This window comes from Geminicoccus sp. (assembly GCF_035556675.1).
Taxonomy (GTDB): Bacteria; Pseudomonadota; Alphaproteobacteria; order Geminicoccales; family Geminicoccaceae; genus Geminicoccus.
Window position 1 is genome coordinate 1 of sequence record NZ_DATMFZ010000256.1, and the last position, 23,559, is coordinate 23,559.

The window sequence follows — 23,559 nt, forward strand, 5'->3', positions numbered from 1 at the left end:
CGCGCACAGTTACGGGGGTAGCCAGGGCTCGCGATCGGCCGCTGCTTCGGCCAATGCTCCCTGTTCCCTCTTGCCTCCCCTTCCGGGGAACCGTCGGCGGGCCGGACGATAGGCAGAGGTAGCGGGTTCAGCAACATCGAACAGCCGAAGGGCGGCGGGCGGCGCGCTCACTGCGAGGTCTGGTCTGCCCCCGCGTTCGGGAAGAACAGCTGCTGGCCGTCGATCTGGTAGTCGCCGATCGCCTGCTGCCCCTCGTCCGAGACCAGCCAGTCGATGAAGGTCTGGCCTTCGGCCGCCTTCACGTTCGGGTGCTTCTCGGGGTTCACCAGCATGACGCCGTACTGGTTGAACAGACGCTGGTCGCCCTCGACCAGGATCGCGAGCTCACCCCGGTTCTTGAAGGACAGCCAGGTGCCGCGGTCGGACAGGACATAGGCATTGGCGGCCGAGGCCATGTTGAGGGCCGGGCCCATGCCTTGGCCGATCTCCCGGTACCAGTCGCCGCCGGCATCCGTTACGTCGATGCCGGCCGCCTGCCAGTAGCGCAGCTCGGCGGCATGGGTGCCCGAGCGGTCGCCGCGGGAGATGAAGGGCTGCTCTGCCGCCGCGATCCGCTGCAGGGCCTGGAGGATGTCGCTGCCGGCGGCCTCGGCCGGGTCGCTCTTCGGGCCGGCGATGACGAAGTCGTTGTACATGACCTCCACCCGGTTCACGCCATGCCCCTCGGCGACGAATTTCTCTTCCGCCGCCCGGTCGTGGACGAACACCACGTCGGCATCGCCACGCCGGCCGACGTCGAGCGCCTGGCCGGTGCCGAGGGCCACCACCTTGACCTCGATGCCGGTCTTCTCGGTGAACCGCGGCAGGAGATGGCCGAACAGGCCGGACTGCTCGGTGGAGGTCGTGGACGCGACGGTGATCGACGATTCGGCCTGGGCCAGGGCCGGCGCCATCCCCAGGAGGACGATGCCCAGCGTCAGGAGGCTGCGGCGAAGGACTGCCATGGCATTTCCGCTTTCAGGAAGGCCCGGGCCTCGGGAGTCCTGGGCATGGTGAGGATCTGGTTGGTGGCGCCGTGCTCGACGATGCGGCCCTGGCAGAGCACCAGCACGTCGCGGGCAAGCCGGGCGACCTGGCCGATATTGTGCGACACCAGCACGATCTTGGTGCCCGCCTCGGCCATGGAACCGATCAGGCATTCGATCGCCTCGGTGGCGCCGGGGTCGAGGCTCGCGGTGGGCTCGTCCAGCAGCAGGAGCTCGGGCTCGGTCACCCAGGCCCGGGCCAGCGCCAGCCGCTGCTGCTCGCCGCCCGACAGCTTCTGCGCCGGGTCCCCCGCCCGGTCCGCCAGCCCCACCCGTGCCAGGGCGGTGGCGACGCGGCGGTCCGCCTCGGCCCGGGGCAGGCGGAGCGGGACGAGCGCCAGGGCGATGTTGCGCGCCACACTCGCCCGGATGAGGCCCGGCCGCTGGAAGACGAAGCTGCGCCGGATGCTCCTGGGCGGGCGCGGGCCGAACCGGACCGTGCCACTGTCCGGCTGCAGGAGGCCGTCGATCATGCGCAGGGTGACGCTCTTGCCGGCGCCATTCGGGCCGATGATGGCGGTGATGCCGGGCAGGGTGATGGTCGCGTCGAGCCCGGCCAGTACGGTCCGGCCGTTCGGGCGAAAGCACAGGGCCCGCAGGACGATCTGCAGCCCGGTCGTCATGGGCCGGCCGTCACGGATAGAGCCGCATGGTGTAGGCGCGCATCGCGGAGGCCGTCGCGTTGACCGCCAGCACGATGGCGATCAGCAGGATGCCCAGGGCGATGGCGAACGGCAGGTCGCCCTTCTGGGTTTCCAGCGAGATCGCCGTGGTCATGGTGCGGGTGTAGCCGTCGATATTGCCGCCCACGACCAGCACTGCACCAACCTCTGAGATGGCGCGGCCGAAGGCGGCCAGCACTGCCACCACCAGCGAGAAGCGCAGGTGGAAGACCAGCACCCGGATGCGCTGCCAGACATCGAGCCGCAGCGAGCGGAGCTGCTCGTCGAGCTCGCGATGGGCATCCTCCACGATCTGGCGGGTGAGCGCCGCCAGCAGCGGGATCGCCAGCACCGTCTGTGCCAGGATCATGGCGCCTGGGCTGAACAGCAGGCCGAGAGCGCCCAGCGGGCCGGAGCGCGACAGGAGAAGATAGACGATCAGTCCGACCAGCACCGGCGGCAGGCCCATGAAGGCGTTGACCACCGCCACCACCACTGTCCGCCCCGGGAAGATGACGATCGCGAGCAGGGCGCCCAGCGGGATGGCGACGAGCGAGCCCAGCAGCACCGCCGATAAGCTCACGCGCAGCGACAGCCACGCGATGGCCATGACGTCATGGTCCAGCGCGCCGAGCATGGAGAAGGCGTCGCCGAGGCTTTGCAACATGGTGCGGGCAGATGATAGCGAGATGACTGCCACTTCAATATGAAAGCAGTTGCATATGCGCGTGGCCCTGACGCTGGCGGGACGGATCGAGCTGGACGGGCGGCAGATCGGCCTCGGGCCGACCATGGCGCTGCTGGACGCGATCGCCACCGACCGGTCGGTGCGGGGTGCTGCCTTGCGGCTGGGCCTGTCGTACCGCTCGGCCTGGGGGCGGCTGGCGGAACTGGAAGCAGCACTCGGGCAGCCGGTCGCGGTGAAGACCAAGGGGCATGGCAGCATGCTCACCCCGCTGGGCACCGCACTGCGCGATGCGCTGGCGGCCGCGTTCAGCCGGTCGGCGGCACTGCTAGCGGAGGAGGAGCGGGCACTGCAGCTCCGGCTGGCCGCACTGACGGGAGAGCGGCGACCAGCTGTGCGGCTGGCAGTGAGCCATGATCCGCTGCTGCTGGACGTTCTGGCGGAGCTGGACGGGGTCGAGGTAACGGTGGCCGGCAGCCTGGAAGCCGCGCGCCGGCTCCTGGCCGGCAGCGTCGATGCCGCGGGCTTCCATGGTGGCGGAGCGGAACTGCCGGAGACCGGGCCGCTGGCGCAGCTCTGCTCCGGGCAGACGCTCTCCGTCATCCCGCTGTTCCGGCGGGAGCAGGGGCTGATCCTGGCCGCTGGCAACCCGTTTTGCATCCGGACCATCGGTGATCTGGCAGGGACCGGGCTGCGCTTCGTCAACCGCCAGAAGGATTCGGGTACGCGCCTGTGGCTGGACCGCCTGCTGGCCCAGGCTGGCGTGCCATCCGCGGCGATCCGGGGCTATGAGGTGGAGGAGTTCACCCATCAGGCGGTGGCGGCCCTGGTCGCCTCCGGTGCGGCCGATGCCGGCATGGGGGCCAGGGCCAGTGCCGGGCGGTTCGGCCTGGACTTCCTGCCGCTCGGCGAGGAAACCTATTTCCTGGCTGTCCACCGGTCGGTTCCAGCACCGCTGGTGAGGCAGATCACGCAAGCGGCCCGGGAGCGGTCGCAGCACAGCCTGGGCTATGCGCCTGCCGAGGGGCAGGCCGGACGGAGCCGATGATCAAGGACGATCCCGATCTGCTGGTCCGCCCCGACCCTGCAAACCGGCGGCTGACCCAAGAAGTCGTCGGGGTGAACGAGCGTGGCGAACGGGTGGATGCCAGGGTGCCGGTCGAGCGGGCGCTGACGCTCTACCTGAACGCCCAGGAGATCGTCACGATGATGACGATCAACGACTATCCGGAATATCTGGCGCTGGGCTACCTGCTCAACCAGAACATGCTGAAGCCCGCCGACCGGGTGACCGCGGTGGACTATGACGAGGACCTGGAGGTCGTGGTCGTGCGCACCGAGGCGCAGACCAATTTCGAGGACAAGCTGCGCAAGCGCACCCAGACCAGCGGCTGCGCCCAGGGCACCGCGTTCGGCGACCTGATGGAGGCGCTGGACGCGATCGAGCTGCCGAAGACCCGGCTGCGGACCTCCTGGCTCTACCGGCTGACCCACGCGATCAACACCACGCCTTCGCTCTACCTGGAGGCCGGCGCCATCCATGGCTGTGTGCTGGCGAGAGAGGACCGGCCGCTGGTCTACATGGAGGATGTCGGCCGGCACAACGCGGTGGACAAGATCGCCGGCTGGATGTTCCGGCACGGCCAAAGCGGGGCGGACAAGATCTTCTACACGACCGGCCGGCTGACCTCGGAGATGGTGATCAAGACCGTGCGCATGGGCATCCCGATTCTGGTCTCGCGCTCCGGCTTCACTGCCTGGGGGGTGGAATTGGCGCGGCGCACCGGCCTGACCCTGATCGGCCGGGCGCGGGGCAAGCGCTTCCTGGCGCTCTCGGGCGAGGACCGGATCCTGTTCGACCAGGACCTGGCCTATGTCGAGGGCCTCTCGGCCAAGGGCCGGCGCGGGGAGGGCGGCGATGACTGATGCCGGCACACCTCCGACCCTGGGCGTCATCCTGGCCGGCGGCTTGGCCCGGCGCATGGGCGGCGGCGACAAGCCGCTGGCGCTGCTGGGCGGCCGGCCGCTGCTGGACCATGTCATCGAGCGGCTGCGGCCGCAGTGCCAGGAGCTGATCCTGAACGCGAATGGCGACCCGGCGCGGTTCGCCGCGACCGGCCTGCCGGTGGTGCCGGACGATCTGCCGGGCTTCCCGGGACCGCTCGCGGGGATCCTGGCAGCCCTGGACTGGGCCGCCGAGAAGCGGCCGGACATTGATTGGATCGTCAGCGTTGCCGGCGATTCGCCCTTCCTGCCGGCGGACTATGTGCAGCGGCTGCATGTGGCCCGCAGCTCGGCCGGAACGCCGCTCGCCTGTGCCCGCACCGATGGGCGGACCCATCCCGTGAACGGGCTGTGGCCGGTGGCGCTGCGCCATGATCTGCGCCGGGCGCTGGTCGAGGAAGACATGCGCAAGATCGATCGCTGGACGGCACGCCATGGCGTGACCCCTGCGGACTGGCCGAGCGAGCCGGTCGACCCGTTCTTCAACGTCAACACGCCGGACGAGCTCGCGGCGGCGGAGCGGCTGCTCAATGGTCAGGACAGGACCCCGTAGGGCAGGAAGCCGATGCGGTCGCCCGGTGCCACCGCGGTGATCTCCTCCGGCAGGACCACCAGGCCATCGGTCGCCGTGAGCGAGGTGACCACGCCGGCACCGTCCTGCGGATGCTTCAGCGCCAGGACCGCGCCGTCCTGTTCGGCCAGGCGCACCCGTACGAATTCCCGCCGGCCAGCTTTCTTCCGGTGGCCGAACCCGCAGGTCACCGGGGCCGGCAGCGGCGGCAGGTAGCTCTCGCCGCCGAGCTGCGCGATCAGCGGGCGGGCCAGGAAGCTGAAGGTCACGAAGGCCGCCACCGGGTTGCCGGGCAGGCCGATGAACGGCGTCCCCTGCACGACCCCCATGGCGACCGGCCGGCCCGGCTTGATGCCGACGCGCCAGAAGGCGAGCGAGCCATCCTGCTCGACCGCGGCCTTCACATGGTCCTCGTCGCCGGCGGACACGCCGCCCGAGGTCAGGAGCAGGTCATGCCCGCCTGCCGCTCCGGCCAGAGCATGGCCCACCGCCTGCCGGGCATCCGGCAGGATGCCCAGATCGGTGACGATGCAGCCGGCGCGGCGGAGCAGGGCGCCCAGCATGAAGCGGTTGGCGTCGTAGAGCCTGGCCGGGGTCAGAGGCTGGCCCGGCGCCACGACCTCATTGCCGGTGGAGAACAGCGCCACGCGCAGCCTCTGCCGGACCCGGACGGCGGGAATTCCCAGCGCTGCCAGCAGCCCCACCTCCCGGGCGCTCAGCCGCCGCCCGGCGGGCAGGGCGTTCCCGCCTTTCGGCAGGTCCTCGCCGGCCAGCCGCCGGTTGGCGCCGCGCTCCAGTCCCTGGGGCAGGCTGGCCAGGCCATCCTCGACCCGGACATCCTCCTGCATGAAGACCGTGTCGGCACCGGTCGGCAACGGCGCCCCGGTGAAGATGCGCACCGCTTGGCCCGTGGTCGCCAGCCCCTCGGGCGCAGCACCGGCGGCGACCCGTCCGGCGATCGGCAAGCGGCTGTCGCCCCCGGCGCTCAGGTCGTCATGGCGCACCGCGTAGCCGTCGACCGCGGAGTTGTCGAACGGCGGCAGGTCGACCGTGGCGATGACGTCCTCGGCCAGGACCCGCCCGTCGGCTTCCTCCAGCGGGACCAGCTCCGTGCCGGCCACGGGCGCCACCCGCTGGGCCATCAGCCGCACCGCGTCTTCCAGGCGCATCAGCTCACCACCGAAGGCGAAGCAGTCGTTGGTGAGCTGTGCCATCGTCGCTCCCGCTACCGGCCGGAGGTGAAAGCTGGCGCGGCGCGGCGGAAGCCCAGCCGGCCGAGCTCGGCGCCGAACGCGGCTTCGTCGAGCGCGGCCAGGAAGGCCTGCACGGCCGGCCGCGTCCGCCGCTCCGACACCAGCGCGAAGTCGTAATGCTCCTCCGCGAGCGGGATGAAGCCAAGCCCCTGCGCTTGTGCGACCGGGGCGATGGCGACACCCCAGTCGGCGCGGCCCTGGGCCACCGCGGCGGCGACCGCATGATGCGAGCGGGGCTGGTTCCAGTAGCCGGCCGGCCGGGCGCCCTGCAGCAGCCGGTCGATCAGGATCCGGGTGCCGGCACCCTGGTTGCGGTTGACCATGATGCAGCCGGGATCCGCCAGTGCCGCGGCCACCGCCGCTTCCGGGTCCTGTCCCTCGAATCGCCGGTCGCCCTTGCAGAACAGGACGCCCTGCATGCGCCGCCAGCCTTCGACCAGCTCCAGCCCAGGCGTCAGGAAGGTCGCGTTGTAGCGCCCGGACTTCGGGTCCATCAGGTGGATGGGCGCCAGGTCGCATTCGCCGCGCCCGGCAGCCGCCAGCCCGCCGAGGCTGCCCACCGCCATCAGCCGGACCGTCTGGCCGGCCTTCGCGAGCCGCGTGACCAGCGCATCCAGCCCGATGCAGTGGCTGCCGATGACGACCAGTTCCGGGATGCGCAGCTGCGGTGAGAAGAGCGTCACCTCGGCGGTCGTCCCGGCCGGCACGCTTTCGGCCAGCGCATCGACCGCGATGAAGCCGTCCGCCTGGGAGAAGGTCGTGACCGACCCCGATCCCTTGCCCACCGGATAGGCCAGCAGGCCGTTCCCGTGCTCGACCAGCGACACCATCACGAACTCGGTCCGGCCCGGCTCGGAGGCCAGACGAACCGGGAGTGTCGCGGCCAGGCGGGCTTCGCTGCGCGGCGGCAGGCCGGCCAGGCGGCGCAGCACCGGGGCCACGATGTCGTGGAAGGTGAACATCGCCGAGGTAGGAAAGCCCGGCAGGACGATCACCGGCTTGCCCGCGCACACTGCCAGGCAGAGCGGCTTGCCGGGCTTGAGCGCCACGCCATGGGCGACGATGCCGGGCGGGCCGAGATCGGCGATCAGCCGATAGGTCAGATCGCCGGCACCCTTGGACGTGCCGCCAGACAGGATGACCATGTCGCATTCGGCGAAGGCCCGGCCGATGGCGTCGCGCAGCGCTGCTTCCTGGTCGGGGATGGCACCGTAGCTGATGGCGGTGCCGCCGTTCTCCCCGAGCGCAGCGGCGATCATCGGGCCGTTGCTGTCGTAGATGGCGGCCGGGCGGAGCGGCTGGCCGGGGCTGGTCAGTTCGTCGCCAGTGGAGAGCACCGCCACGCGCGGCCGCCGGAACACCGTGACCTCGTTCTGGCCGGCCGCCGCCAGCATGCCGACCTCGCGGGCACCGATCACCGTGCCCGGGCGCAGCAACGTCTCGCCCTGCACGATGTCCGAGCCGGCAAAGCCCAGATACTGGCCGGGACTGGCGGCGCGCCGCACCAGGATCGCGGCATCGCCGCCGTCTCCGGACGGCTCGGTGTGCTCGATCATCACCACGGCATCCGCACCGCGCGGGATCGGCCCGCCCGTGGCGATCGGGGTGGCGGTGCCGGGCTGGACGGCCAGGCGCGGGTCGGTTCCGCAGGCGATGACTTCCCCGTTCAGCCGCAGGATCACCGGGGTGCTCTCGCCGGCCGCCGTTAGGTCGCTGGCCCGCACGGCGAAGCCGTCGACCAGGGCGCGGTCGAATGGTGGCACGTCGATGGCGGCGCGGATGGCGGCTGCCGCCACCCGCCCAGGTGCATCGGCGAGGGCCACCTGCTCGGTGCCGAGCGGTCCCGCCGGCAGTGCTGCCTCGAAGCGTCGGATGGCCTCCGTGCGCGGCAGCACGGTGAGGAACTGCTCCTGCCTCGCCGCCGCCCCGAGGGGGGCATGTAGATCGCCTGCCTGCATCACGCGCACATGGGAAATGGCTGGACCTCGATGATGGTGCCTGGGGCCATGCCTTCGCTCGTCGGAGGTATCGCCATCCAGGCATCGGCGGAAGCGATGGCCGGCAAGGAGAGTTCCGTGGTCGCCAGCGGCTCCAGGCCTGCCGGGGCCCGGCGCAGCAGCACGATGTCGGTGAAGCCGACCGTGGCGGTGATCCTGCGGAGCAGGGGAGCGGGCGGCATGGCGGATGCGGGCGCAGCATCCTGCAGGAGGTCCAGGCAGGGCCGGGCGAACACCAGCATCATCGCCAAAGCCGCTTCCAGCCGGTCGGGCACCAGCAGCACCGGCCGGCCGCCGGCATGGCCGCAGCCGCCCGCTTCGCCCGGGCGCAGGGCCAAGCCGGCAGCGACCAGATCGCCGGCTTCGGCCAGTGCGGCAGGCCCATGATCGGCCGGATCGAGGCCGCTGGCACCGAGCACCACGACGAGATCCGCATCCGCCGCTTCGAGTGCCCCGACCAGATCGGGGCAGCTGCCGAACGGCGCGGACGTACTGACCGTCGCCCCGGCCGCTTCGAGCAGTGCGGTGACCAGCAGGCGGACCGCAACGTCATGCGCTTGCGCAGCCAGGAGGCGAACCGTCGCGCGCCGGACAGAGCACTGCTCCACCTGTGCCGCGGTACCGATGGCCAGGTCGAACGGGCGCAGGCGCCGCCCGGCGGGGCGGAGGACGGCGCCCTGGCTGGCATCCTCGCCGGGACGGCGCGCGTTCTCGCCGGGGATGACCGCCTGGCTGACCTGCGCCAACCCGCCGAGGAGCGTTACGGCATCGGCCGGCAGCACCGCGTCCGTGCCGGTGGGCAGCAGGCCGCCGGCACGGATGCGCTCCGGGACGTCCGGCAGGAAGGCCGGGCTGTAGGCCGAAGCGCCGACCGTGTCGGCCGCGGCCACCGCAAAGCCGCCGCGCAGCGCCACCGCCTGCGGCGGCAGTGCGATCGACGCTGCCAGCGGCTCGGCCAGGACCAGGCCCATCGCATCCGTCAGGGCGACGCGTTGGACCGGCACTGGCCGCAGCGGAGCCAGCCAGCGTGCGAGCGCGTCCGGCACCGGAACCGGCGTGCTGGTCCGACTCCTGCCGGATACCGGACAATCTACTGACACATTCCGCCTGCCCGGTTAGTTCTGCCTGGCCATCACGCGACTGTCCGGGAAGCCCATGACCGAAACCCGTCTGGACCTGCGCGGGCTGGTCTGCCCGCTGCCGGCGCTGAAGACCCGCAAGGCCCTCCAGCGCCTGGCACCCGGCGACCTGCTCCTGGTGCAATGCACCGACCCGAAGGCGGCGGTCGACATCCCGCATCTGGTGGAGGAGACGGGCGACCAGCTCCAGGAGCAGAGCAGCGACGGCGGAACGATCAGCTTCGTCATCCGCCGGCAGGGCGGCTGAGGGCGAGCAAGGCCACTCATGCCGGCCCGGCCTTCCGAGCGCGTTCCGCCAGGTCGTCCTCGATGGTGCGGGGCGGCTGCTGCTGCGGCATGTCGTGCGGGTCGAAGCTCTCGTTGACCACCGCCTCGACCCGGCAGTCCTCGCACATCGTCAGCACACGCGTCCGGTCCTGCCCGGCCGGGCCTGAGAACATCCAGTGCCGGTCCGAGAGCTTCGCCACTACGCGCTCGATGGAGGAGCGGGTTCCGAACGGCTTGCTGCAGACGGTGCAGTGGAACGGCTCCTCCTCCTTGACCAGCCGGGCCGGCGCGTTCCAGGCGGCGAAGTCGAGCTGGGGCTTCAGCCGGATCACGTCCTCCGGGCAGGTCTGGGCGCACAGGCCGCACTGCACGCACAGGACCTCGCGAAAGCGCAGGGTCGGCCGCTCGATGCCGTCGGTCAGCGCCTGGGTCGGGCAGGCGGACACGCAGGACAGGCAGAGGGTGCAACCCTCGGTGTCGATGTCGAGCCCGCCGAAGGGAGCGCCGGGGCTGAGCGGTACGCAATCGACCGGCTGCGGTGCCGCGGCATGCAGTTCCCGGAAGGCGGTCTCCAGCACGCTGCGCTTGGGTCCGGCCGGCACGAAGCGTGCCGGCACTCGCGCGAGCCTGCCCGGGGGTGCCTCGGCCAGGGCCGCTGCCAGGCCGTCCGGATCGTCGGTGGCGATGACGGAGACGGGCGGTGCGCCCGCGCCATAGCCCAGCGCCTGGAGGATCGTGCCGGACAAGGTCACCATGCGCTGCAGGGCCAGGATGTCGTGCTTCGGCCTGGCGCGGCAGAGGAAGTGCGCGCCCGCCGCCCCGTAGGCGAACAAGGCGGCCACCACTTCCGGGCCGATCTGGGTCACCTCGTTCACCCGGACCGGCAGGACGTTGGCGGGCAGCCCGTCGCCGAACCGGGCGAGCGCCTGGATCAGCGGCTCGCCATGGTCGCCGTCATGGAACAGCACCACGCCATCGCTGCCGCCCGCCGCTCGATAGGTGCTCATCAGCCGGTGCAGCCGGCGCATCAGTGCGTCCGTGGGCGGCAGGGCATAGGAGGCGGCGCCGGTCGGGCAGACGGAGGCGCAGCTGCCGCAGCCGGCGCAGACATGCGGATCGATCAGCACATGCTCGCCCGCCGGCGAGATGGCACCGGTCGGGCAGACCTCCAGGCAGCGGGTGCAGCCGGTGATGCGCGAGCGGGAATGGGCGCAGAGACCAGCCTGGAAATCGACGTAGCGCGGCTTGTCGAACTCGCCCGTCAGATGCGATGCCGCGAACAGCGCCCGCTCCACCGCGGCCGGATCGCGCGGGTCGGCGCGCACATAGCCGTAGCGGACCTCGTGCGCCGGGAAGAGCGGCATGCCGCCCGACAGGTCCAGGATGATGTCGCAGCGCGAGGTGGCCCCGTTGCGCGGATGGCCGAAGGCCAGCTTGGCGCGGGAGGAGGGGGCCGGCACGGCATAGTCGTCGATGCGCAGCTCGAACGCGCCGAGATGGCCCTTGGCGCCCACGATCGTCCCCTGCAGCACCGGGAACGCGCCGACGCGCAGCGGGCTGACCTCGCCGGGTCCGGTCAGGAGCACCGTCAGGTCGAGCTGGTCGGCCAGGCGATGCGCCGCCTCGATCGCCAGCTCGTCGCGGCCATAGACCAGCGTCACGCCCTGGCTCTCGAACGAGACGAACGGGAAGGAGGGTACCGGCTCGGCGGCAGCGGCCAGGAGGGCCGCCATCTTCGGCCCTGCGTCGCCGGCTGCGGCGGACCAGCCGGCATTCTCCCGGATATTGGCGAAGAGTACCCGTTCCTCCGCCTCCAGTTCCGCCGCCACCTCGCTGAACAGGGGCGCTTCCTGAGTGCAGGAGACGGTGACGGGTCGACCACCCGACAGGGCGGATTTGAACAGGTCGAGCTCGCGGCGGCAGAGCTGGTCGGCGCGCTGGATGCTGCCGCCGCAGCCGCGGGCGATGGCGGCCTCGTCCAGCGGCATCGTTCCCTCGCAGGAACATACGATCACGGTCCTATCGCCTTGCGGCATGCTCGCTCGTCTCCCCGCTGAAGGCGTCTTGGCAGTTCCCGTACCCGACCAATGGCAGCAAACTGGAATCCATCAAGGCTGGACAGCCTGACCGGGGGAAGCGTCGTTGACCACCGCCACCGCACCGGCAGCCTCGATGACGATGCCCGGCCTGCCGCCCGCCTACCGGCTGGTCGTACGAAACGAACCCGGCACCGCTTTCGCTCATGCCTGCCGGCTGGCGCCAAAAGCCGGGGCGGGCACGCTGGTATGGGTGCCGCGGTCCGACCTCTTCGAACTCGCGGTCGTGCTGGAGCCGGACGAGGTGCTGCGGCGGGCCAGGCTGGCATTCTTCGCCGGCATGGTCGCCACGGCCGATGCCATCGCCGCCGCTTGTGCGCCGGAAAAACCGGTCGGCTTCGACTGGCCGGACATGATCCGGTTCGACGGCGCCAGGCTCGGCGGCGGCCGCCTGGGCTGGCCAGGGGACTGCGGTGAAGAGGACGTGCCGGACTGGCTGGTCTTCTCGATCATGCTGATCGCGTCGAAACGCGAGATCGGCGAGCCGGGGCTGACGCCGGATTCGACGGCGCTCGACGAGGAGGGCTGCGCAGAAGACGGTCTGGCGGAACTGGCCGGGCAGTTCGCCCGCTGCCTCATGCGCAGCTTCGACACCTGGTATCACGAAGGCTTCGATCCGATCGGCAACCGCTATCTCGCCAGGCTGAACCTGGCAGGCGATCCTGCGCTCGAGGAGAACGGAGACCTGATCCTTCGTCATGCCGCCAGCGCTCCGCCCGAACGAATGGAACTGCTCAAGGCCCTGCGCGTTCCATCCTGGCTCGATGAAAGCACCGGACGCCCGTATCTGTGATGACGAAGCCGCTGCGCATGGACGGGAGAGCCGGTTCGTGAGGGAGTTCTGGGTTTCCAGCGGCCACCATCTCACCCGGCGGACGCAGCAGGGTGAGCTCGCCGTCACGGATGCGCTGCTCCAGGCCTATCTGGCCCGGCCCGAGCTGATGCCGCCCGAAGAGGCCTGCCGTGCGGAACGCCGGCTCCATGCCGCATTGCTGGCTGAGCCGCGCCGTTCGGTGGCGCCGGACGAGCTCGAGGCGCTGGCCGATCCCGATGCACGGCAGAACTGGGAGGTCATGCTGGGCTTCCGGGACCGGCTGCTGGCGGCGGGCTCGGTCGAGGCGGCCTATCGCCATCTGGTGCGGCACGGAGCGGGGCACCTGCCGGCGCTGTTCCTCGACCAAGTCGTCCACCTGATCCTGCGCAATGCGCTGGACGGCTGCGACGACCCTTCTGTCCTCCGGGCGGCCGAGCTGATGTTCCGTCCGCAGCGCGTGTCCTTTCATGAGGGGGCGGTGCTGCTGGCCGACGACGAGATCATCGAGGCGCGGGAGCAGGTGGCCGGCCGCTCGCCGCTCCTCGCCATGCTGGGGCGGGAGCCGGTTGGCGAGCTCGACGTGCTGAACCCGGAGAATGGCTGGACCTACTGGAGCCGCTCCGATGCCTTCACCATGGTGCTGAACCTGGACCCGGCCGGACGGGCGGCGGTGGCCCGGACCATCGAGGCCTGGATCGGCCATCTGCTGCATGTCGCGGTGCTGGTCGAGCCGGTGGCGGCGATCGAGGACCGGGAATGGCGCTGGTTCGTCGGCCTGGACGCCGAGGCCACCCGGATCGGCAATGCGCTCTGGAGCGGCAGTACGCTCGATGAAGATTCGCGGATGCGGGTCCTGGCCCTGTTCCGCCTGACCTTCCGCGATCCCGAGGACGCCGACGAGGCGGTACGCGGCCATCCGGTCTACCTGATCCTCGCCATGACGCCGGACCGGCGGGTGCGGATGAAGCCGCAGAACCTGGTGGCGGGGCTTCCGGTCCGGGCCGGCAGGCGTGCTTCGGCAGGAGAGAATCCATGATGCCCGAGGATCATTTCGAGGTCGGCGTGATCGTCGCGAGGCGCCGGCTGAAGGGGCCGTGGCTGGACCATGCCTGGCTGCCGGCATCGGTGCTGCCGGGCGTTCCCGCAGCGGCACCCTGGACCCGGCTGGGGGGCAACGAGCAGGAGGAGCTGTTCTACGCTGGCGGCTTCGAGGTGGTGCTCCACCCCAGCGCCACCAGCCATTATCGCGACAACCTGACCTCCGGGCGGCCGTCGCTCTGGGTGGCGCTGCGGCGGGCGGCCGGCGACGAGTATGCGGTGGCAGCGGTCACCGCGGATCCCTACGAGGGCGAGGCGCTGGTGGATGGGCTGGAGGCGATCGTCGAGGCGGTGCCGATGCCGCCTGCCATCCAGGCGAAGGTGGCGGCATTCTTCGACGCGTTCCACCAGGAGCGGACCTTCGTCAAGCGCAAGCGCAGCCGCGCCGATCCCGAAGCGCTGGCCCGCGGCGCCATCGGGACCGGTGGACAGAAGGAGCGCCGGACTTGAGCGATGACACGGACTTCCTGACACGCTGGTCGCGCCGCAAGCTGGAGGCCCGCAAGGAGTCCGCGAGAGAGAGCGAGGTGGCGGGAGGCTCCGACGAGGCGGATGCTACGGTCGAGTCCGGTGCCGCACCGCCAGCGGCCGAGGACCAGGCGGCGGGGCCACCGCCGGATCTGCAGGAGCAACTGGCCCTCCTGCCATCGGTCGAGGAGCTGACGGCAGAATCCGACCTGACGCCGTTCATGCGCAACGGCGTTCCGGCAGCGCTGCGCAACGCGGCGCTCCGGCGGATGTGGGTCCTGGACCCGGCCATCCGCGACTATGTGGGCGATGCGCGGGACTATGCCTACGACTGGTCCGTCCCGGGCAGCGTGCCGGGATCTGGCCCCCTGGCCAGGACGGAGGAGCTGATCACCGCCGCGCGCCGGATCGTGGGCCGGTTTCCCGCCACGCCGGAAGGCGACCTCGAACCCGGCGCAGGCGAGGCACCGGTCGCCGCGGATGACACCGCGTCTGCAGCCATCGCAGAGAGCGCTTCCGTGGGCCCGCCGGCCGTTGCCGCCGACGCCCCGCAGGCACCGTCCACCGCTGCACTTAAGATGCCCGAGCCTGAGCCACCCCTGGCGACCCCGGCCAAGCCGGATCATGCGGCCGAACGGCCGATCCGGCGCCGCCGGCACGGCGGTGCCATGCCGATCTGATCCGGCGGCTGACCAATGCCGGGCTGCGGATTGTCCACGGTCAGTGCAGACTATGTCTAGACAGACGGCTACCACCCGAGAATGCTAGGAGAATTGGTGCTGCATCCTTCCGGCAGATCGCAGTCGTGGCATGATAGGCCTCCGACACCGGCTGCCGGTCCCGAGCCTGGAACAGGGGCTGCTTCGAGGTGACAGCGGAGGCGTTGCGAAACGGTAGCGGCATGGGAGGCGAACCCGCCATCGACGAGGTCGACCTCCTTCGGGCCCATGAATACCACCTGCTGGCCCTGCTGCTCGGCCGGACGCCGAATGCCGAGCTGCTGGCACGGCTCGCCGGACTGGAGGGCGACGCAAGCCCGCTCGGGCAGGCCCACGCGGCGCTGGCCCAGGCTGCGGCAGCGTCAGACCCCGCAGCACTGGAGCGAGAGTTCTTCGATCTCTTCATCGGCATCGGCCGCGGCGAGCTCATCCCCTATGCCTCGTACTACCTGACCGGGTTCCTCCACGAGCGGCCGCTCGCAGGGGTGCGGGAGGACATGGCGGCGCTCGGGATCGAGCGTGCGGAACATGTGCATGATCCCGAGGACCATCTGGCCATCCTGTGCGAGATCATGGCCGGCCTGGCGTCCGGCCGGTTCGATGCCGGGCCGGCAGCCGGGAGGCAGTTCTTCTGCCGGCATCTGGAGCCCTGGGCCGAACGGTTCTTCCGGGATCTCGAGCAGGCGGCATCCACGCCCTTCTACCGCAGCGTCGGTAGGGTCGGGCGGCTGTTCATGGCGATCGAGGCGAGGGCGTTCGCGATGGATGCGGAAGATGTTTCGACGGGAGCCGAGCTGCGTCCCGCTGGTTGATGGATGATGGACCGGCCACCAAGCCCCAGGGGAGGAAGACATGAGCGCGCAGCAGGATGGCAGGTCCCTCGGGCGCCGCAGGTTCTTCCGCGCGCTCGGCACCGGCTCGGTGGCCGCCGCGGCCGGCGCGGTCATGGGGGCCAAGGAAGCCCAGGCCTACGACCCCGGTCCGGAAGAGACCAAGGCGCGATACCGCGAGACCGATGATGTCCGGGCCTTCTACCGGACCAATGGCTACGAGACGCTGAGGAAGTAGGGCCATGCTGATCAAGCGCAGGAGCGGCGAGGCGGGCCGCGCCAGGATGCCGGTCGAGATGGCGGGCCTCGGGAGCGAGGGCACGGACCGCCGTGCCTTCTTGCGTCGCTCGGGCCTTGCGGTGGGCGGCCTGGCGGCGCTGGGTTCGCTGCAGCTCGGCTCGGTCCGGAAGGTGAAGGCTGCAGGGAGCGCCGTTTCCGGGCCGCAGGTGCAGATCAGGAAGAACATCTGCACCCATTGCTCGGTCGGCTGCACCGTCACCGCCGAGGTGGTGAACGGGGTCTGGGTCGGCCAGGAGCCGTCCTGGAACAGCCCGATCAATCGCGGGACCCATTGCGCCAAGGGCGCTTCGATCCGCGAGATCGTGAGCGGCGAGCGGCGCCTGAAATATCCGGTGAAGCGGGTGGGCGGCGAATGGCAGCGGATCAGCTGGGAGCAGGCGGTCGACGAGATCGGCGACAAGCTCCTGGACCTGCGCGAGAAGGCCGGTGCGGATTCCGTGCTCTGGCTGGGCTCCGCCAAGTTCACCAACGAGGCGGCCTATCTCCTGCGCAAGTTCGGCGCCTTCTGGGGCACCAACTCGGTCGACCACCAGGCGCGCATCTGCCACTCCACCACGGTGGCGGGGGTCGCCAACACCTGGGGCTACGGCGCCCAGACCAACTCCTACAACGACATCCGCAACTCCAAGACCATGATCATCATGGGCGGGAATCCGGCGGAAGCGCATCCGATCTCCATGCAGCACGTGCTGGCGGGCAAGGAGATCAACCGGGCGAACCTGATCGTCATCGACCCGCGCTTCACCCGCACCGCCGCCCATGCGACCGAATATGTCCGGATCCGCTCGGGCACCGACATCGCGGTGGCCTGGGGCCTGCTCTGGCACATCTTCGAGAATGGCTGGGAGGACCAGGAGTTCATCAGCCAGCGCGTCTACGGGATGGACGACGTCCGCAAGGAGGTCGCGAAGTGGACGCCGGCTGAGGTCGAGCGGGTCGCCGGCGTGCCGCCCGAGACCATGCGGCGCGTCGCCGAGACCTTCGCCAAGCAGAAGCCCTCGACGGTCATCTGGTGCATGGGCGTCACCCAGCACTCGGTGGGCACCGCCAACGTGCGCGCCCTGTGCAATCTGTGCCTGGCGACCGGCAATGTCGGCAAGCCCGGGACCGGCGCCAACATCTTCCGCGGCCACACCAACGTCCAGGGCGCTACCGACCTTGGCCTCGATTCCACCACCCTGCCGCTCTACTACGGCTTGGTCGAAGGTGCGTGGAAGCATTGGGCGCGGGTCTGGGAGGTCGAGTACGAGTGGCTGCAGTCGCGCTTCGATGAGGTGCCGGCCAAGGGCGGCCGCCAGGCCCGCAGCCGCAAGGAGAACATGGAGACGCCGGGCCTCACCTCGACCAGGTGGTTCGACGCCGTCCTCTTGCCGGAAGAGCAGATCGACCAGCGCAGCCCGCTCAAGGCCATGTTCGTCATGGGCCATGGCGGCAACACCGTCACCCGCATGCCGGAGGCGGTGAAGGGGGTCGAGAGCCTGGACCTGCTCGTGGTCGTGGATCCCCATCCGACCTCGTTCGCCTCGATGTCGCAGCGCGCCGACGACATGTATCTGCTGCCGGCCTGCACCTCGCTCGAGATGGACGGCTGCCGGACCGCCTCGAACCGTTCGCTCCAGTGGGGCGAGCAGATCGTGCCGCCGATCTTCGAATCGAAGAACGACTACGAGATCCTCCACCGGTTCGCGGCCAAGCTCGGTTTCTCCGACCAGATGTTCAAGAACATCAAGGTCGAGAACGGCGTCCCACTCGCCGAGGACATCCTGCGCGAGATCAACCGGGGCGGCTGGTCCACGGGCTATTGCGGCCAGTCCCCGGAACGCCTCAAGGCGCACATGAAGAATCAGGACAAGTTCGACCTAGTCACCCTGCGAGCACCGAATGACGATCCCGAGGTCGGCGGCGACTATTACGGCCTGCCCTGGCCGTGCTGGGGCAAGCCGGAGATCCGGCATCCCGGCTCGGCGATCCTCTACAACACCAGCCTCCACGTGAAGGACGGCGGCGGCACCTTCCGTGCCCGCTTCGGCGTCGAGCGCAATGGCGAGACCCTCCTGAGCGAGGGGTCCTTCTCGGAAGGATCCGACCTGACCGACGGCTATCCCGAGATCACGATGGGGGTGCTGAGAAAGCTCGGCTGGGACCAGGACCTGACCGCGGAGGAGCTTGAGGTCATCGAGCGCATCGGCGGCAACGACATCGACACGGTGAGCTGGGCCACCGACCTGTCGGGCGGCATCCAGCGCGTCTGCCTGGACCATGGCGTAGCGCCCTACGGCAACGGCAAGGCCCGGTCGAATGCCTGGAACCTGCCCGACCCGGTGCCGGTCCATCGCGAGCCGGTATACTCGCCCCGGCCGGATCTGGTGGCCGCCTATCCGACCCGCCCGGACGAGCGCCAGTTCCGCCTGCCCAACCTGGGCTTCTCGGTGCAGCAGGCGGCCGTCGAGGCCAACCTGGCACGGGACTTCCCGATCATCCTGACCTCGGGCCGGCTGGTCGAGTACGAGGGGGGCGGCGAGGAGACCCGCTCGAACCGCTGGCTCGCCGAGCTGCAGCAGGACATGTATGTCGAGATCAACCCGGCGGATGCCGCCGACCGTGGCATCCAGGACGGCGCCTTCGTCTGGGTGTCGGGTGCCGAGAACCAGGCGCGGGTCAAGGTGAAGGCCCTGGTGACCGAGCGGGTGGGCAGGGGCGTGGCCTTCATGCCGTTCCATTTCGCCGGCTGGTACCAGGGCGAGGATCTCCGTGCGCGCTATCCCGGCAACACCGATCCGGTCGTGCTCGGGGAGAGCGCCAACACGGTCACGACCTACGGCTACGACCCGGTGACCAACATGCACGAGGGCAAGGCCACGCTTTGCCAGATCCAGGCAGTCTGAGCGGAAGGGGAGCACGCATGGCCCGCTTGAAATTCCTGTGCGACGCGAACCGCTGCATCGACTGCAACGCCTGCGTCACCGCCTGCAAGAACGAGCACGACGTCCCGTGGGGCATCAATCGCCGACGCGTGGTCACCATCAATGACGGCAAGCCCGGCGAGCGCTCGGTCTCGATGGCGTGCATGCACTGCACCAACCCACCCTGCGCAGCCGTCTGTCCGGTCAATTGCTTCTATCAGACCGAGGATGGCCTGGTCCTCCACTCCAAGGAACTGTGCATCGGCTGCGGCTACTGCTTCTACGCCTGTCCCTTCGGTGCCCCGCAGTTTCCCCAGGTCAGGAACTTCGGCTCGCGCGGCAAGATGGACAAATGCACCTACTGTGCCGGCGGACCCGACGCGGATCTGTCCGAGGAAGAATATGTCCGCTACGGCGCGAACCGGCTGGCCGAGGGCAAGCTGCCGCTATGCGCCGAGATGTGCTCGACCAAGGCGCTGCTCGCCGGCGATGGTGAGATCATCGCGCAGATCTACAAGGAGCGGGTGGTGACGCGCGGCTACGGATCGGGCGCCTGGGGCTGGAAGACCGCCTATGGCGAAACGATCGTCGTCACCTGATCCAGTGCCGGAGGCCGGCGCAGTTCCGGCCCCCGGCTGACATCGCTCCAGGAGCCGTACAGGAGGATCCCGTGACCCATGGACTGAACTGGATCCGAGCGCTGGTCGTCATGATCACCCTGGTCATGGGGGCCCAGCTCGCCCAAGCCATGGTCCAGGCGGCAGGGGCTCAGGAGGCGGGGACCCAGGCGGCCGGCCAGGCGATCAACCCGACCGCCATGTCCGTGCAGGAGAGCCAGCTCCTCCAGGACGAGACCAAGATCCAGGGCTATCTGGCCCAGCCGGATCCGAAGCTCGCGGTCCTGGAGCAGCCGCTCGGGAGGCTGTGGCGGACCTTCCACGAGGCCTGGCTGCCTTGGGGCAGCGGCATCCTGATCCTGGCGACGGTCCTCCTGCTGGGCGGTGTCTATCTGATCAAGGGGCCGATCCAGGCGGACGAGGTCTCGGGCATCAAGATCCTCCGCTTCAGCGCGTTCGAGCGGTTCACCCACTGGATGACCGCGGTCAGCTTCATCATCCTGGCGCTGAGCGGCATGAACTACATCTTCGGCAAGCGCTACCTGATGCCGCTGATCGGCCCCGACTCCTTCGCGACCCTGGCGCAGTGGGGCAAGTACGCGCACAACTTCCTGGCCTGGCCGTTCATGCTGGGCGTCCTGTTCATGATCGTCGTCTGGACGAAGGACAACTTCCCCCAGCGCGGGGTCGACTGGGCCTGGCTGAAGGCGGGCGGCGGCGTGTTCAACAACACCCATCCCAGCGCCGGCCGCTTCAACGCGGGCCAGAAGATGATCTTCTGGTGGGTGGCCCTGGCCGGCATCGCCATGTCGGTCACCGGCATCATGCTGCTCTTCCCGTTCGCGATATTCGGCGTCAGCGGGATGCAGATCACCCAGGTCATTCATTCGGTGATCGGCTTCCTGTTCATCGCGGTCATCATCTTCCACATCTATATCGGCACGCTCGGCATGGAGGGTGCCTACGACGCGATGGGCACGGGCGAGGTCGACGTCGCCTGGGCCAGGGCGCATCACGACCTGTGGGTCGAGGAGCAGTTGCGGAAATAGCTGCAGGCGCGGCCCGGCGCGCCTCAGGACTTCTGTGGAGGGGGAACGGGCGCCAGGCCCGACCAGTCGGGGCCGACCAGATTGTCCCCGGGATGGTCGATATGGGCACCGCTGGTCGCGAACGCCTGGTAGGCGGGCTCGTGGAACTGGCCGAGAATGCTCGATGCTGCCACGGCCAGGAGAATCGCGGCAGCGGCGCTTAGCAGGAACACCTTCATCGAGAACCTCCACGGTTGGGCAGATGACGATCCAGGAGCCGGCGGCCGGGCGGTCCGCTGGCGGTCGGTGAGGCAGGCCGGTTTCGCGCACCCATGGCCGCGAGGCCCTGGCTAGGGCTGCTGCCCCGTCCCGAAGAATTTCGGATCGAGCGCGGCCAGTGCCAGTAGGGGCGGCGGCATGGTGATCCCGGCCCGGCGCATTTCCTGCGTCACCGCCCGGCACTGTCCGATGTCGCCGGTCTGCGCGGCCGCCTGGGCCTTCTCGACCTGGGCGGCACTCGGATCGGTGGTGGGCGGCGGGGCAGCCGTTCCCGCAGAGGGACCCGGGACCTGCTTCGCTTCCGCCGACGTGGGTGCTGCCGCCTCGTGTGATGCCGGCGTCGCAGCCTCATCCTGCCCGGCCGGTTCGTCCTTGGCCCCGACCTGCGGGCCGGGCGTGCCTGCGCCCGACGGTGCGATCGGGCCGCTCATGCCCGATGCCTCCTGCGACGCGTCATTGCCGCCTTCCGGCTGCGGCGCCGGCTTGTCCTGCGAAGGAGCCTCGACCGCCGTGGCCGCCTGCGGCGGGGAATCATCTTCCGCCGCTCGCTCCTCCTCCGGACCCTGCACGAAGGCCCGCAGTTCCTGGCAGAGATCCGCGGGCCCGCGGCGGGCTGCGACCTCGGGCTGGCCTTGCACGCCCTCTGCCGGACCCGATGGCGGCTGCTCCGATTGTGCGCCAGCTTCTACCGGAATGATCACCGCAAGACCGGCGACCGCAACCATCAGGGGGCCTCGCATGACCAATCCTTTCCTTGCGCAGGCAGCTTCACGAACCTGCGTCTCGCCCAATGGTCCTGTAGACTTAAGCGAGAACTTCTCCAAACGCCGCATGTTCCATCGACGCGGCCGAACATCCTGGCCATCCGTCAGTTCCTGGACAGCACCCATCTCACCCACCCGCGGCCTCGCGCAGGACCTTGGCGCTGTGTTCGAGCAGCTTGCGTTCCTGCGCGCTGAGATGGGGCGCCAGGGTCTGATGCACGCCACCGCGGCCGATGACCCGGGGCAGCGAAAGCGCGACCGGAGGCCCGAGGTGCGGCTCATCGATCACGGCCGAGACGGTGAGCACGGCCCGCTCGTTCCTGCCGATCGCCCCCACGATCCGCGCAATGCCACCGGCGATTCCGTACCAGGTCGCCGCTTTTCCCTGGATGATCCGGTAGGCGGCACGGCGAACGTCCTCGTCGATGGTCGCCTGGACCTCGGCAGTGAGCGGGCGGCCGATCTGCTCGGCATAGCGCAGCGCCGGCACGCCGCCCACCGCCGCCTGCGACCAGCACAAAACCTCGCTGTCGCCGTGCTCGCCCAGCACATAGGCGTGCATCGAGGAAGGTGCGACGTCGAGATGGCCGGCGAGGCGGGCGCGGAACCGCGCCGTGTCCAGGATGGTGCCGGAGCCGATCACCCGTTCCGGCGGCAGGTTGGAAAGGCGCAGCGCCATGAGCGTCATGACATCGACGGGATTCGACGCCATGAGCAGCAGGCAGTCGGGCGCGGCGCGCAGCACTCTTGGGATGATGCCGCCGAGCACGGCGGCGTTGCGCTCGAGCAGGTGGAGGCGGGTCTCGCCCGGCTGCTGCGAGACACCGGCACTCAGCACCACCACCTCACTGCCGCCCAGGTCTTCGTAGTCGCCCGCCCGCACCACCACATTGTGCGCGAACGGCGTGGCATGCAGCACATCCTCCGCTTCGGCCACGGCACGCTCGGCGCGCGCATCCACCAGCACGATCTCCTGGGCGGCGCCCGTGAGCATGAGTGCGTTCGCGGTGGCCCCGCCCACCATGCCCGCGCCGATGATGCCGACCTTCATGGCTGCCTCCTGTGATCGGACCTGGTTCCTTCGTTGCGTGCCGGGCGTGCCGCAGGAAGCCTGCCCGATCCGGCACACGGCTTCACGCCGTCGTCTCCGTTCCAGCCATCAGGGCCACCAGGGAATGTGCGGCGGCCTGGTAGTGCGCCTCCGGCACGGGCGGCGCGGCATGCCATGGGACGATGTCCTCCGGCGACGGCAGCGAGGTGTCGATCCAGCGCCGCCAGGGCGGCTCCTCGCCCGGCCAGGGCAGCTCGAAGGTCAGCGGCTCCCAGTAGGCGTTGAGGATCACGTAGATCCTGAACCGTTCCTGGCGCAGCGCCGCTTCGAACGCCAGGCTGTGGGAATGGTCGCTCCAGTCGGGCTGCCCGGACTTCAGGCCATGCCAGGTCAGGCTGGCCTCGCGGATCATCCGGATCAGGCTCAGGCGCTGGCGCTCGTGCTCTGTGCTCCGCCGCAGCCGCCGGGCGTTGAGCAGGGCGACGAACCGGTGCAGATCGGCATGCTTCTCGACCAGGCGCCAGTCGAGCCAGCTGGTCTCGTTGTCCTGGCAGTACGCATTGTTGTTGCCGCCCTGGCTGCGGCGGACCTCGTCGCCCATCAGGATCATGGGCACGCCCACCGAGAGCAGGGTGGCGGCCAGGAAGTTCCTGATCTGCCGGTCGCGCAGCGCCTCAACGGCGGGATCGTCGGTCGGGCCCTCGGCCCCGCAGTTCCAGCTGCGGTTGTCGTCCGTTCCGTCGCGGTTGCCCTCGCCATTGGCCAGGTTGTGCTTGTGCTCGTAGGAGACCAGGTCGTTCAGGGTGAACCCGTCATGGCAGGTGACGAAGTTCACGCTCTGCTCGGGCTCGCGCTCCTCGTGGCCGAAGATGTGCGGGCTGCCGACCAGCCGGTCCGCCACCTGGCGTACCGAGCCGGGCTCGGCACGG

23 protein-coding genes, 1 pseudogene and 1 riboswitch are annotated in these 23,559 nt (G+C 69.9%); of the genes and pseudogenes, 13 read left to right on the forward strand and 11 right to left on the reverse strand.

All coding sequences use genetic code 11. The annotated features are described in order from the left end of the window. Nucleotides 1–110: riboswitch (cobalamin riboswitch) on the reverse strand. This riboswitch is flagged as partial in the annotation. Nucleotides 111–167: 57 nt separating this feature from the next. From VNS22_RS17820 to VNS22_RS17830, 3 genes are read right to left on the reverse strand one after another with little or no spacing between them, the layout of a single operon-like run. Further along, nucleotides 168–1,004, reverse strand: a complete 837-nt coding sequence (locus tag VNS22_RS17820) for a substrate-binding domain-containing protein (RefSeq protein WP_325734765.1) — start codon at nt 1,002–1,004, stop codon at nt 168–170. Beyond that, complete coding sequence (locus VNS22_RS17825) at nt 977–1,708, reverse strand: phosphate ABC transporter ATP-binding protein (protein ID WP_325734767.1); 732 nt, start codon at nt 1,706–1,708, stop codon at nt 977–979. Before VNS22_RS17825 ends, VNS22_RS17820 begins: the two co-directional genes overlap by 28 nt. Before the next feature lie 10 nt (nt 1,709–1,718). Continuing rightward, nucleotides 1,719–2,414: an ABC transporter permease gene (locus VNS22_RS17830; RefSeq protein WP_325734769.1), complete on the reverse strand. Its 696-nt coding sequence runs from the start codon at nt 2,412–2,414 to the stop codon at nt 1,719–1,721. A gap of 55 nt (nt 2,415–2,469) precedes the next feature. Between VNS22_RS17830 and VNS22_RS17835 the strand changes: the two genes are divergently transcribed. The 3 genes from VNS22_RS17835 to mobA are packed head-to-tail and all read left to right on the forward strand — an operon-like array spanning nt 2,470 to nt 4,989. Then, nucleotides 2,470–3,480: a substrate-binding domain-containing protein gene (locus tag VNS22_RS17835; RefSeq protein ID WP_325734771.1), complete on the forward strand. Its 1,011-nt coding sequence runs from the start codon at nt 2,470–2,472 to the stop codon at nt 3,478–3,480. Next, nucleotides 3,477–4,358: a formate dehydrogenase accessory sulfurtransferase FdhD gene (locus VNS22_RS17840; protein WP_325734773.1), complete on the forward strand. Its 882-nt coding sequence runs from the start codon at nt 3,477–3,479 to the stop codon at nt 4,356–4,358. Before VNS22_RS17835 ends, VNS22_RS17840 begins: the two co-directional genes overlap by 4 nt. After that, a complete protein-coding gene (gene mobA / locus VNS22_RS17845; protein ID WP_325734775.1) occupies nt 4,351–4,989 on the forward strand; it encodes a molybdenum cofactor guanylyltransferase MobA in 639 nt (212 codons plus the stop codon). Before VNS22_RS17840 ends, mobA begins: the two co-directional genes overlap by 8 nt. Here mobA and glp read toward each other — a convergent pair. From glp to VNS22_RS17860, 3 genes are read right to left on the reverse strand one after another with little or no spacing between them, the layout of a single operon-like run. After that, on the reverse strand, nt 4,971–6,221 hold the full coding sequence (gene glp, locus VNS22_RS17850; RefSeq protein WP_325734776.1) for a gephyrin-like molybdotransferase Glp: 1,251 nt from the start codon (nt 6,219–6,221) through the stop codon (nt 4,971–4,973). The genes mobA and glp overlap by 19 nt on opposite strands. A gap of 11 nt (nt 6,222–6,232) precedes the next feature. Continuing rightward, the gene (locus VNS22_RS17855) at nt 6,233–8,218 is read right to left on the reverse strand and encodes a molybdopterin biosynthesis protein (RefSeq protein ID WP_325734777.1); all 1,986 of its coding nucleotides are present in this window, start codon (nt 8,216–8,218) and stop codon (nt 6,233–6,235) included. Next, complete coding sequence (locus VNS22_RS17860; protein WP_325734779.1) at nt 8,218–9,303, reverse strand: molybdopterin-binding protein; 1,086 nt, start codon at nt 9,301–9,303, stop codon at nt 8,218–8,220. Before VNS22_RS17860 ends, VNS22_RS17855 begins: the two co-directional genes overlap by 1 nt. A gap of 109 nt (nt 9,304–9,412) precedes the next feature. Here VNS22_RS17860 and VNS22_RS17865 point away from each other — a divergent pair, with 109 nt between their 5' ends. Beyond that, nucleotides 9,413–9,643, forward strand: a complete 231-nt coding sequence (locus VNS22_RS17865) for a sulfurtransferase TusA family protein (protein ID WP_325734781.1) — start codon at nt 9,413–9,415, stop codon at nt 9,641–9,643. Nucleotides 9,644–9,659: 16 nt separating this feature from the next. Here VNS22_RS17865 and VNS22_RS17870 read toward each other — a convergent pair whose 3' ends face one another. Next, nucleotides 9,660–11,651, reverse strand: coding sequence for a 4Fe-4S binding protein (locus tag VNS22_RS17870; RefSeq protein ID WP_325734783.1), 1,992 nt, complete (start codon nt 11,649–11,651; stop codon nt 9,660–9,662). 190 nt (nt 11,652–11,841) lie between these two features. Here VNS22_RS17870 and VNS22_RS17875 point away from each other — a divergent pair, with 190 nt between their 5' ends. The 9 genes from VNS22_RS17875 to VNS22_RS17915 all read left to right on the forward strand — a co-directional run bounded on the left by VNS22_RS17875 (nt 11,842) and on the right by VNS22_RS17915 (nt 20,557). Continuing rightward, entirely contained in the window at nt 11,842–12,552 is a 711-nt protein-coding gene (locus tag VNS22_RS17875; protein ID WP_325734785.1) for a biotin/lipoate--protein ligase family protein, read from the forward strand. 37 nt (nt 12,553–12,589) lie between these two features. After that, complete coding sequence (locus tag VNS22_RS17880; RefSeq protein WP_325734787.1) at nt 12,590–13,609, forward strand: DUF6352 family protein; 1,020 nt, start codon at nt 12,590–12,592, stop codon at nt 13,607–13,609. Continuing rightward, nucleotides 13,609–14,121 (forward strand): DUF3305 domain-containing protein, encoded by a 513-nt coding sequence (locus VNS22_RS17885; protein ID WP_349261830.1) that lies wholly within the window; start codon nt 13,609–13,611, stop codon nt 14,119–14,121. Before VNS22_RS17880 ends, VNS22_RS17885 begins: the two co-directional genes overlap by 1 nt. Then, the gene (locus tag VNS22_RS17890) at nt 14,118–14,819 is read left to right on the forward strand and encodes a DUF3306 domain-containing protein (protein ID WP_325734790.1); all 702 of its coding nucleotides are present in this window, start codon (nt 14,118–14,120) and stop codon (nt 14,817–14,819) included. The genes VNS22_RS17885 and VNS22_RS17890 overlap by 4 nt, the downstream gene beginning before the upstream one ends. A gap of 221 nt (nt 14,820–15,040) precedes the next feature. Further along, entirely contained in the window at nt 15,041–15,670 is a 630-nt protein-coding gene (locus VNS22_RS17895) for a TorD/DmsD family molecular chaperone (protein WP_325734792.1), read from the forward strand. 40 nt (nt 15,671–15,710) lie between these two features. Then, on the forward strand, nt 15,711–15,926 hold the full coding sequence (locus tag VNS22_RS17900; protein ID WP_325734794.1) for a hypothetical protein: 216 nt from the start codon (nt 15,711–15,713) through the stop codon (nt 15,924–15,926). A 4-nt stretch (nt 15,927–15,930) separates the two neighbouring features. Further along, nucleotides 15,931–18,873, forward strand: a complete 2,943-nt coding sequence (locus tag VNS22_RS17905) for a formate dehydrogenase subunit alpha (protein ID WP_325734796.1) — start codon at nt 15,931–15,933, stop codon at nt 18,871–18,873. Nucleotides 18,874–18,890: 17 nt separating this feature from the next. Beyond that, complete coding sequence (gene fdh3B, locus VNS22_RS17910; RefSeq protein ID WP_325734798.1) at nt 18,891–19,490, forward strand: formate dehydrogenase FDH3 subunit beta; 600 nt, start codon at nt 18,891–18,893, stop codon at nt 19,488–19,490. Between the two features lie 110 nt (nt 19,491–19,600). Further along, nucleotides 19,601–20,557, forward strand: coding sequence for a formate dehydrogenase subunit gamma (locus VNS22_RS17915; protein ID WP_414653377.1), 957 nt, complete (start codon nt 19,601–19,603; stop codon nt 20,555–20,557). Nucleotides 20,558–20,580: 23 nt separating this feature from the next. On the opposite strand, the gene VNS22_RS17920 is transcribed toward VNS22_RS17915, so the two are convergent. The 4 genes and pseudogenes from VNS22_RS17920 to VNS22_RS17935 all read right to left on the reverse strand — a co-directional run. Then, entirely contained in the window at nt 20,581–20,775 is a 195-nt protein-coding gene (locus tag VNS22_RS17920; protein WP_325734802.1) for a hypothetical protein, read from the reverse strand. A 111-nt stretch (nt 20,776–20,886) separates the two neighbouring features. After that, nucleotides 20,887–21,540: a hypothetical protein gene (locus VNS22_RS17925; protein ID WP_325734804.1), complete on the reverse strand. Its 654-nt coding sequence runs from the start codon at nt 21,538–21,540 to the stop codon at nt 20,887–20,889. Nucleotides 21,541–21,706: 166 nt separating this feature from the next. Next, nucleotides 21,707–22,630 carry an L-lactate dehydrogenase gene (locus VNS22_RS17930; RefSeq protein ID WP_325734806.1) on the reverse strand — a complete coding sequence of 308 codons (924 nt, stop codon included), beginning with the start codon at nt 22,628–22,630 and terminating at the stop codon, nt 21,707–21,709. Between the two features lie 82 nt (nt 22,631–22,712). Continuing rightward, nucleotides 22,713–23,559, reverse strand: a pseudogene (locus VNS22_RS17935) (glycogen debranching enzyme); the annotation flags it as partial.

Excerpts from the sequence above, each read along its gene's own strand:
- VNS22_RS17820 (WP_325734765.1), bottom strand. The coding sequence starts at position 1,004 with ATGGCAGTCCTTCGCCGCAGCCTCCTGACGCTGGGCATCGTCCTCCTG.
- VNS22_RS17835 (WP_325734771.1), top strand. The coding sequence starts at position 2,470 with ATGCGCGTGGCCCTGACGCTGGCGGGACGGATCGAGCTGGACGGGCGG.
- fdh3B (WP_325734798.1), top strand. The coding sequence starts at position 18,891 with ATGGCCCGCTTGAAATTCCTGTGCGACGCGAACCGCTGCATCGACTGC.
- glp (WP_325734776.1), bottom strand. The coding sequence starts at position 6,221 with ATGGCACAGCTCACCAACGACTGCTTCGCCTTCGGTGGTGAGCTGATG.
- VNS22_RS17905 (WP_325734796.1), top strand. The coding sequence starts at position 15,931 with ATGCTGATCAAGCGCAGGAGCGGCGAGGCGGGCCGCGCCAGGATGCCG.
- VNS22_RS17870 (WP_325734783.1), bottom strand. The coding sequence starts at position 11,651 with ATGCCGCTGGACGAGGCCGCCATCGCCCGCGGCTGCGGCGGCAGCATC.
- VNS22_RS17830 (WP_325734769.1), bottom strand. The coding sequence starts at position 2,414 with ATGTTGCAAAGCCTCGGCGACGCCTTCTCCATGCTCGGCGCGCTGGAC.
- VNS22_RS17925 (WP_325734804.1), bottom strand. The coding sequence starts at position 21,540 with ATGGTTGCGGTCGCCGGTCTTGCGGTGATCATTCCGGTAGAAGCTGGC.
- VNS22_RS17840 (WP_325734773.1), top strand. The coding sequence starts at position 3,477 with ATGATCAAGGACGATCCCGATCTGCTGGTCCGCCCCGACCCTGCAAAC.
- VNS22_RS17875 (WP_325734785.1), top strand. The coding sequence starts at position 11,842 with ATGCCCGGCCTGCCGCCCGCCTACCGGCTGGTCGTACGAAACGAACCC.
- VNS22_RS17885 (WP_349261830.1), top strand. The coding sequence starts at position 13,609 with ATGCCCGAGGATCATTTCGAGGTCGGCGTGATCGTCGCGAGGCGCCGG.
- VNS22_RS17895 (WP_325734792.1), top strand. The coding sequence starts at position 15,041 with ATGGGAGGCGAACCCGCCATCGACGAGGTCGACCTCCTTCGGGCCCAT.
- VNS22_RS17900 (WP_325734794.1), top strand. The coding sequence starts at position 15,711 with ATGAGCGCGCAGCAGGATGGCAGGTCCCTCGGGCGCCGCAGGTTCTTC.
- VNS22_RS17825 (WP_325734767.1), bottom strand. The coding sequence starts at position 1,708 with ATGACGACCGGGCTGCAGATCGTCCTGCGGGCCCTGTGCTTTCGCCCG.
- VNS22_RS17865 (WP_325734781.1), top strand. The coding sequence starts at position 9,413 with ATGACCGAAACCCGTCTGGACCTGCGCGGGCTGGTCTGCCCGCTGCCG.
- VNS22_RS17855 (WP_325734777.1), bottom strand. The coding sequence starts at position 8,218 with ATGCAGGCAGGCGATCTACATGCCCCCCTCGGGGCGGCGGCGAGGCAG.
- VNS22_RS17915 (WP_414653377.1), top strand. The coding sequence starts at position 19,601 with ATGATCACCCTGGTCATGGGGGCCCAGCTCGCCCAAGCCATGGTCCAG.
- mobA (WP_325734775.1), top strand. The coding sequence starts at position 4,351 with ATGACTGATGCCGGCACACCTCCGACCCTGGGCGTCATCCTGGCCGGC.
- VNS22_RS17930 (WP_325734806.1), bottom strand. The coding sequence starts at position 22,630 with ATGAAGGTCGGCATCATCGGCGCGGGCATGGTGGGCGGGGCCACCGCG.
- VNS22_RS17920 (WP_325734802.1), bottom strand. The coding sequence starts at position 20,775 with ATGAAGGTGTTCCTGCTAAGCGCCGCTGCCGCGATTCTCCTGGCCGTG.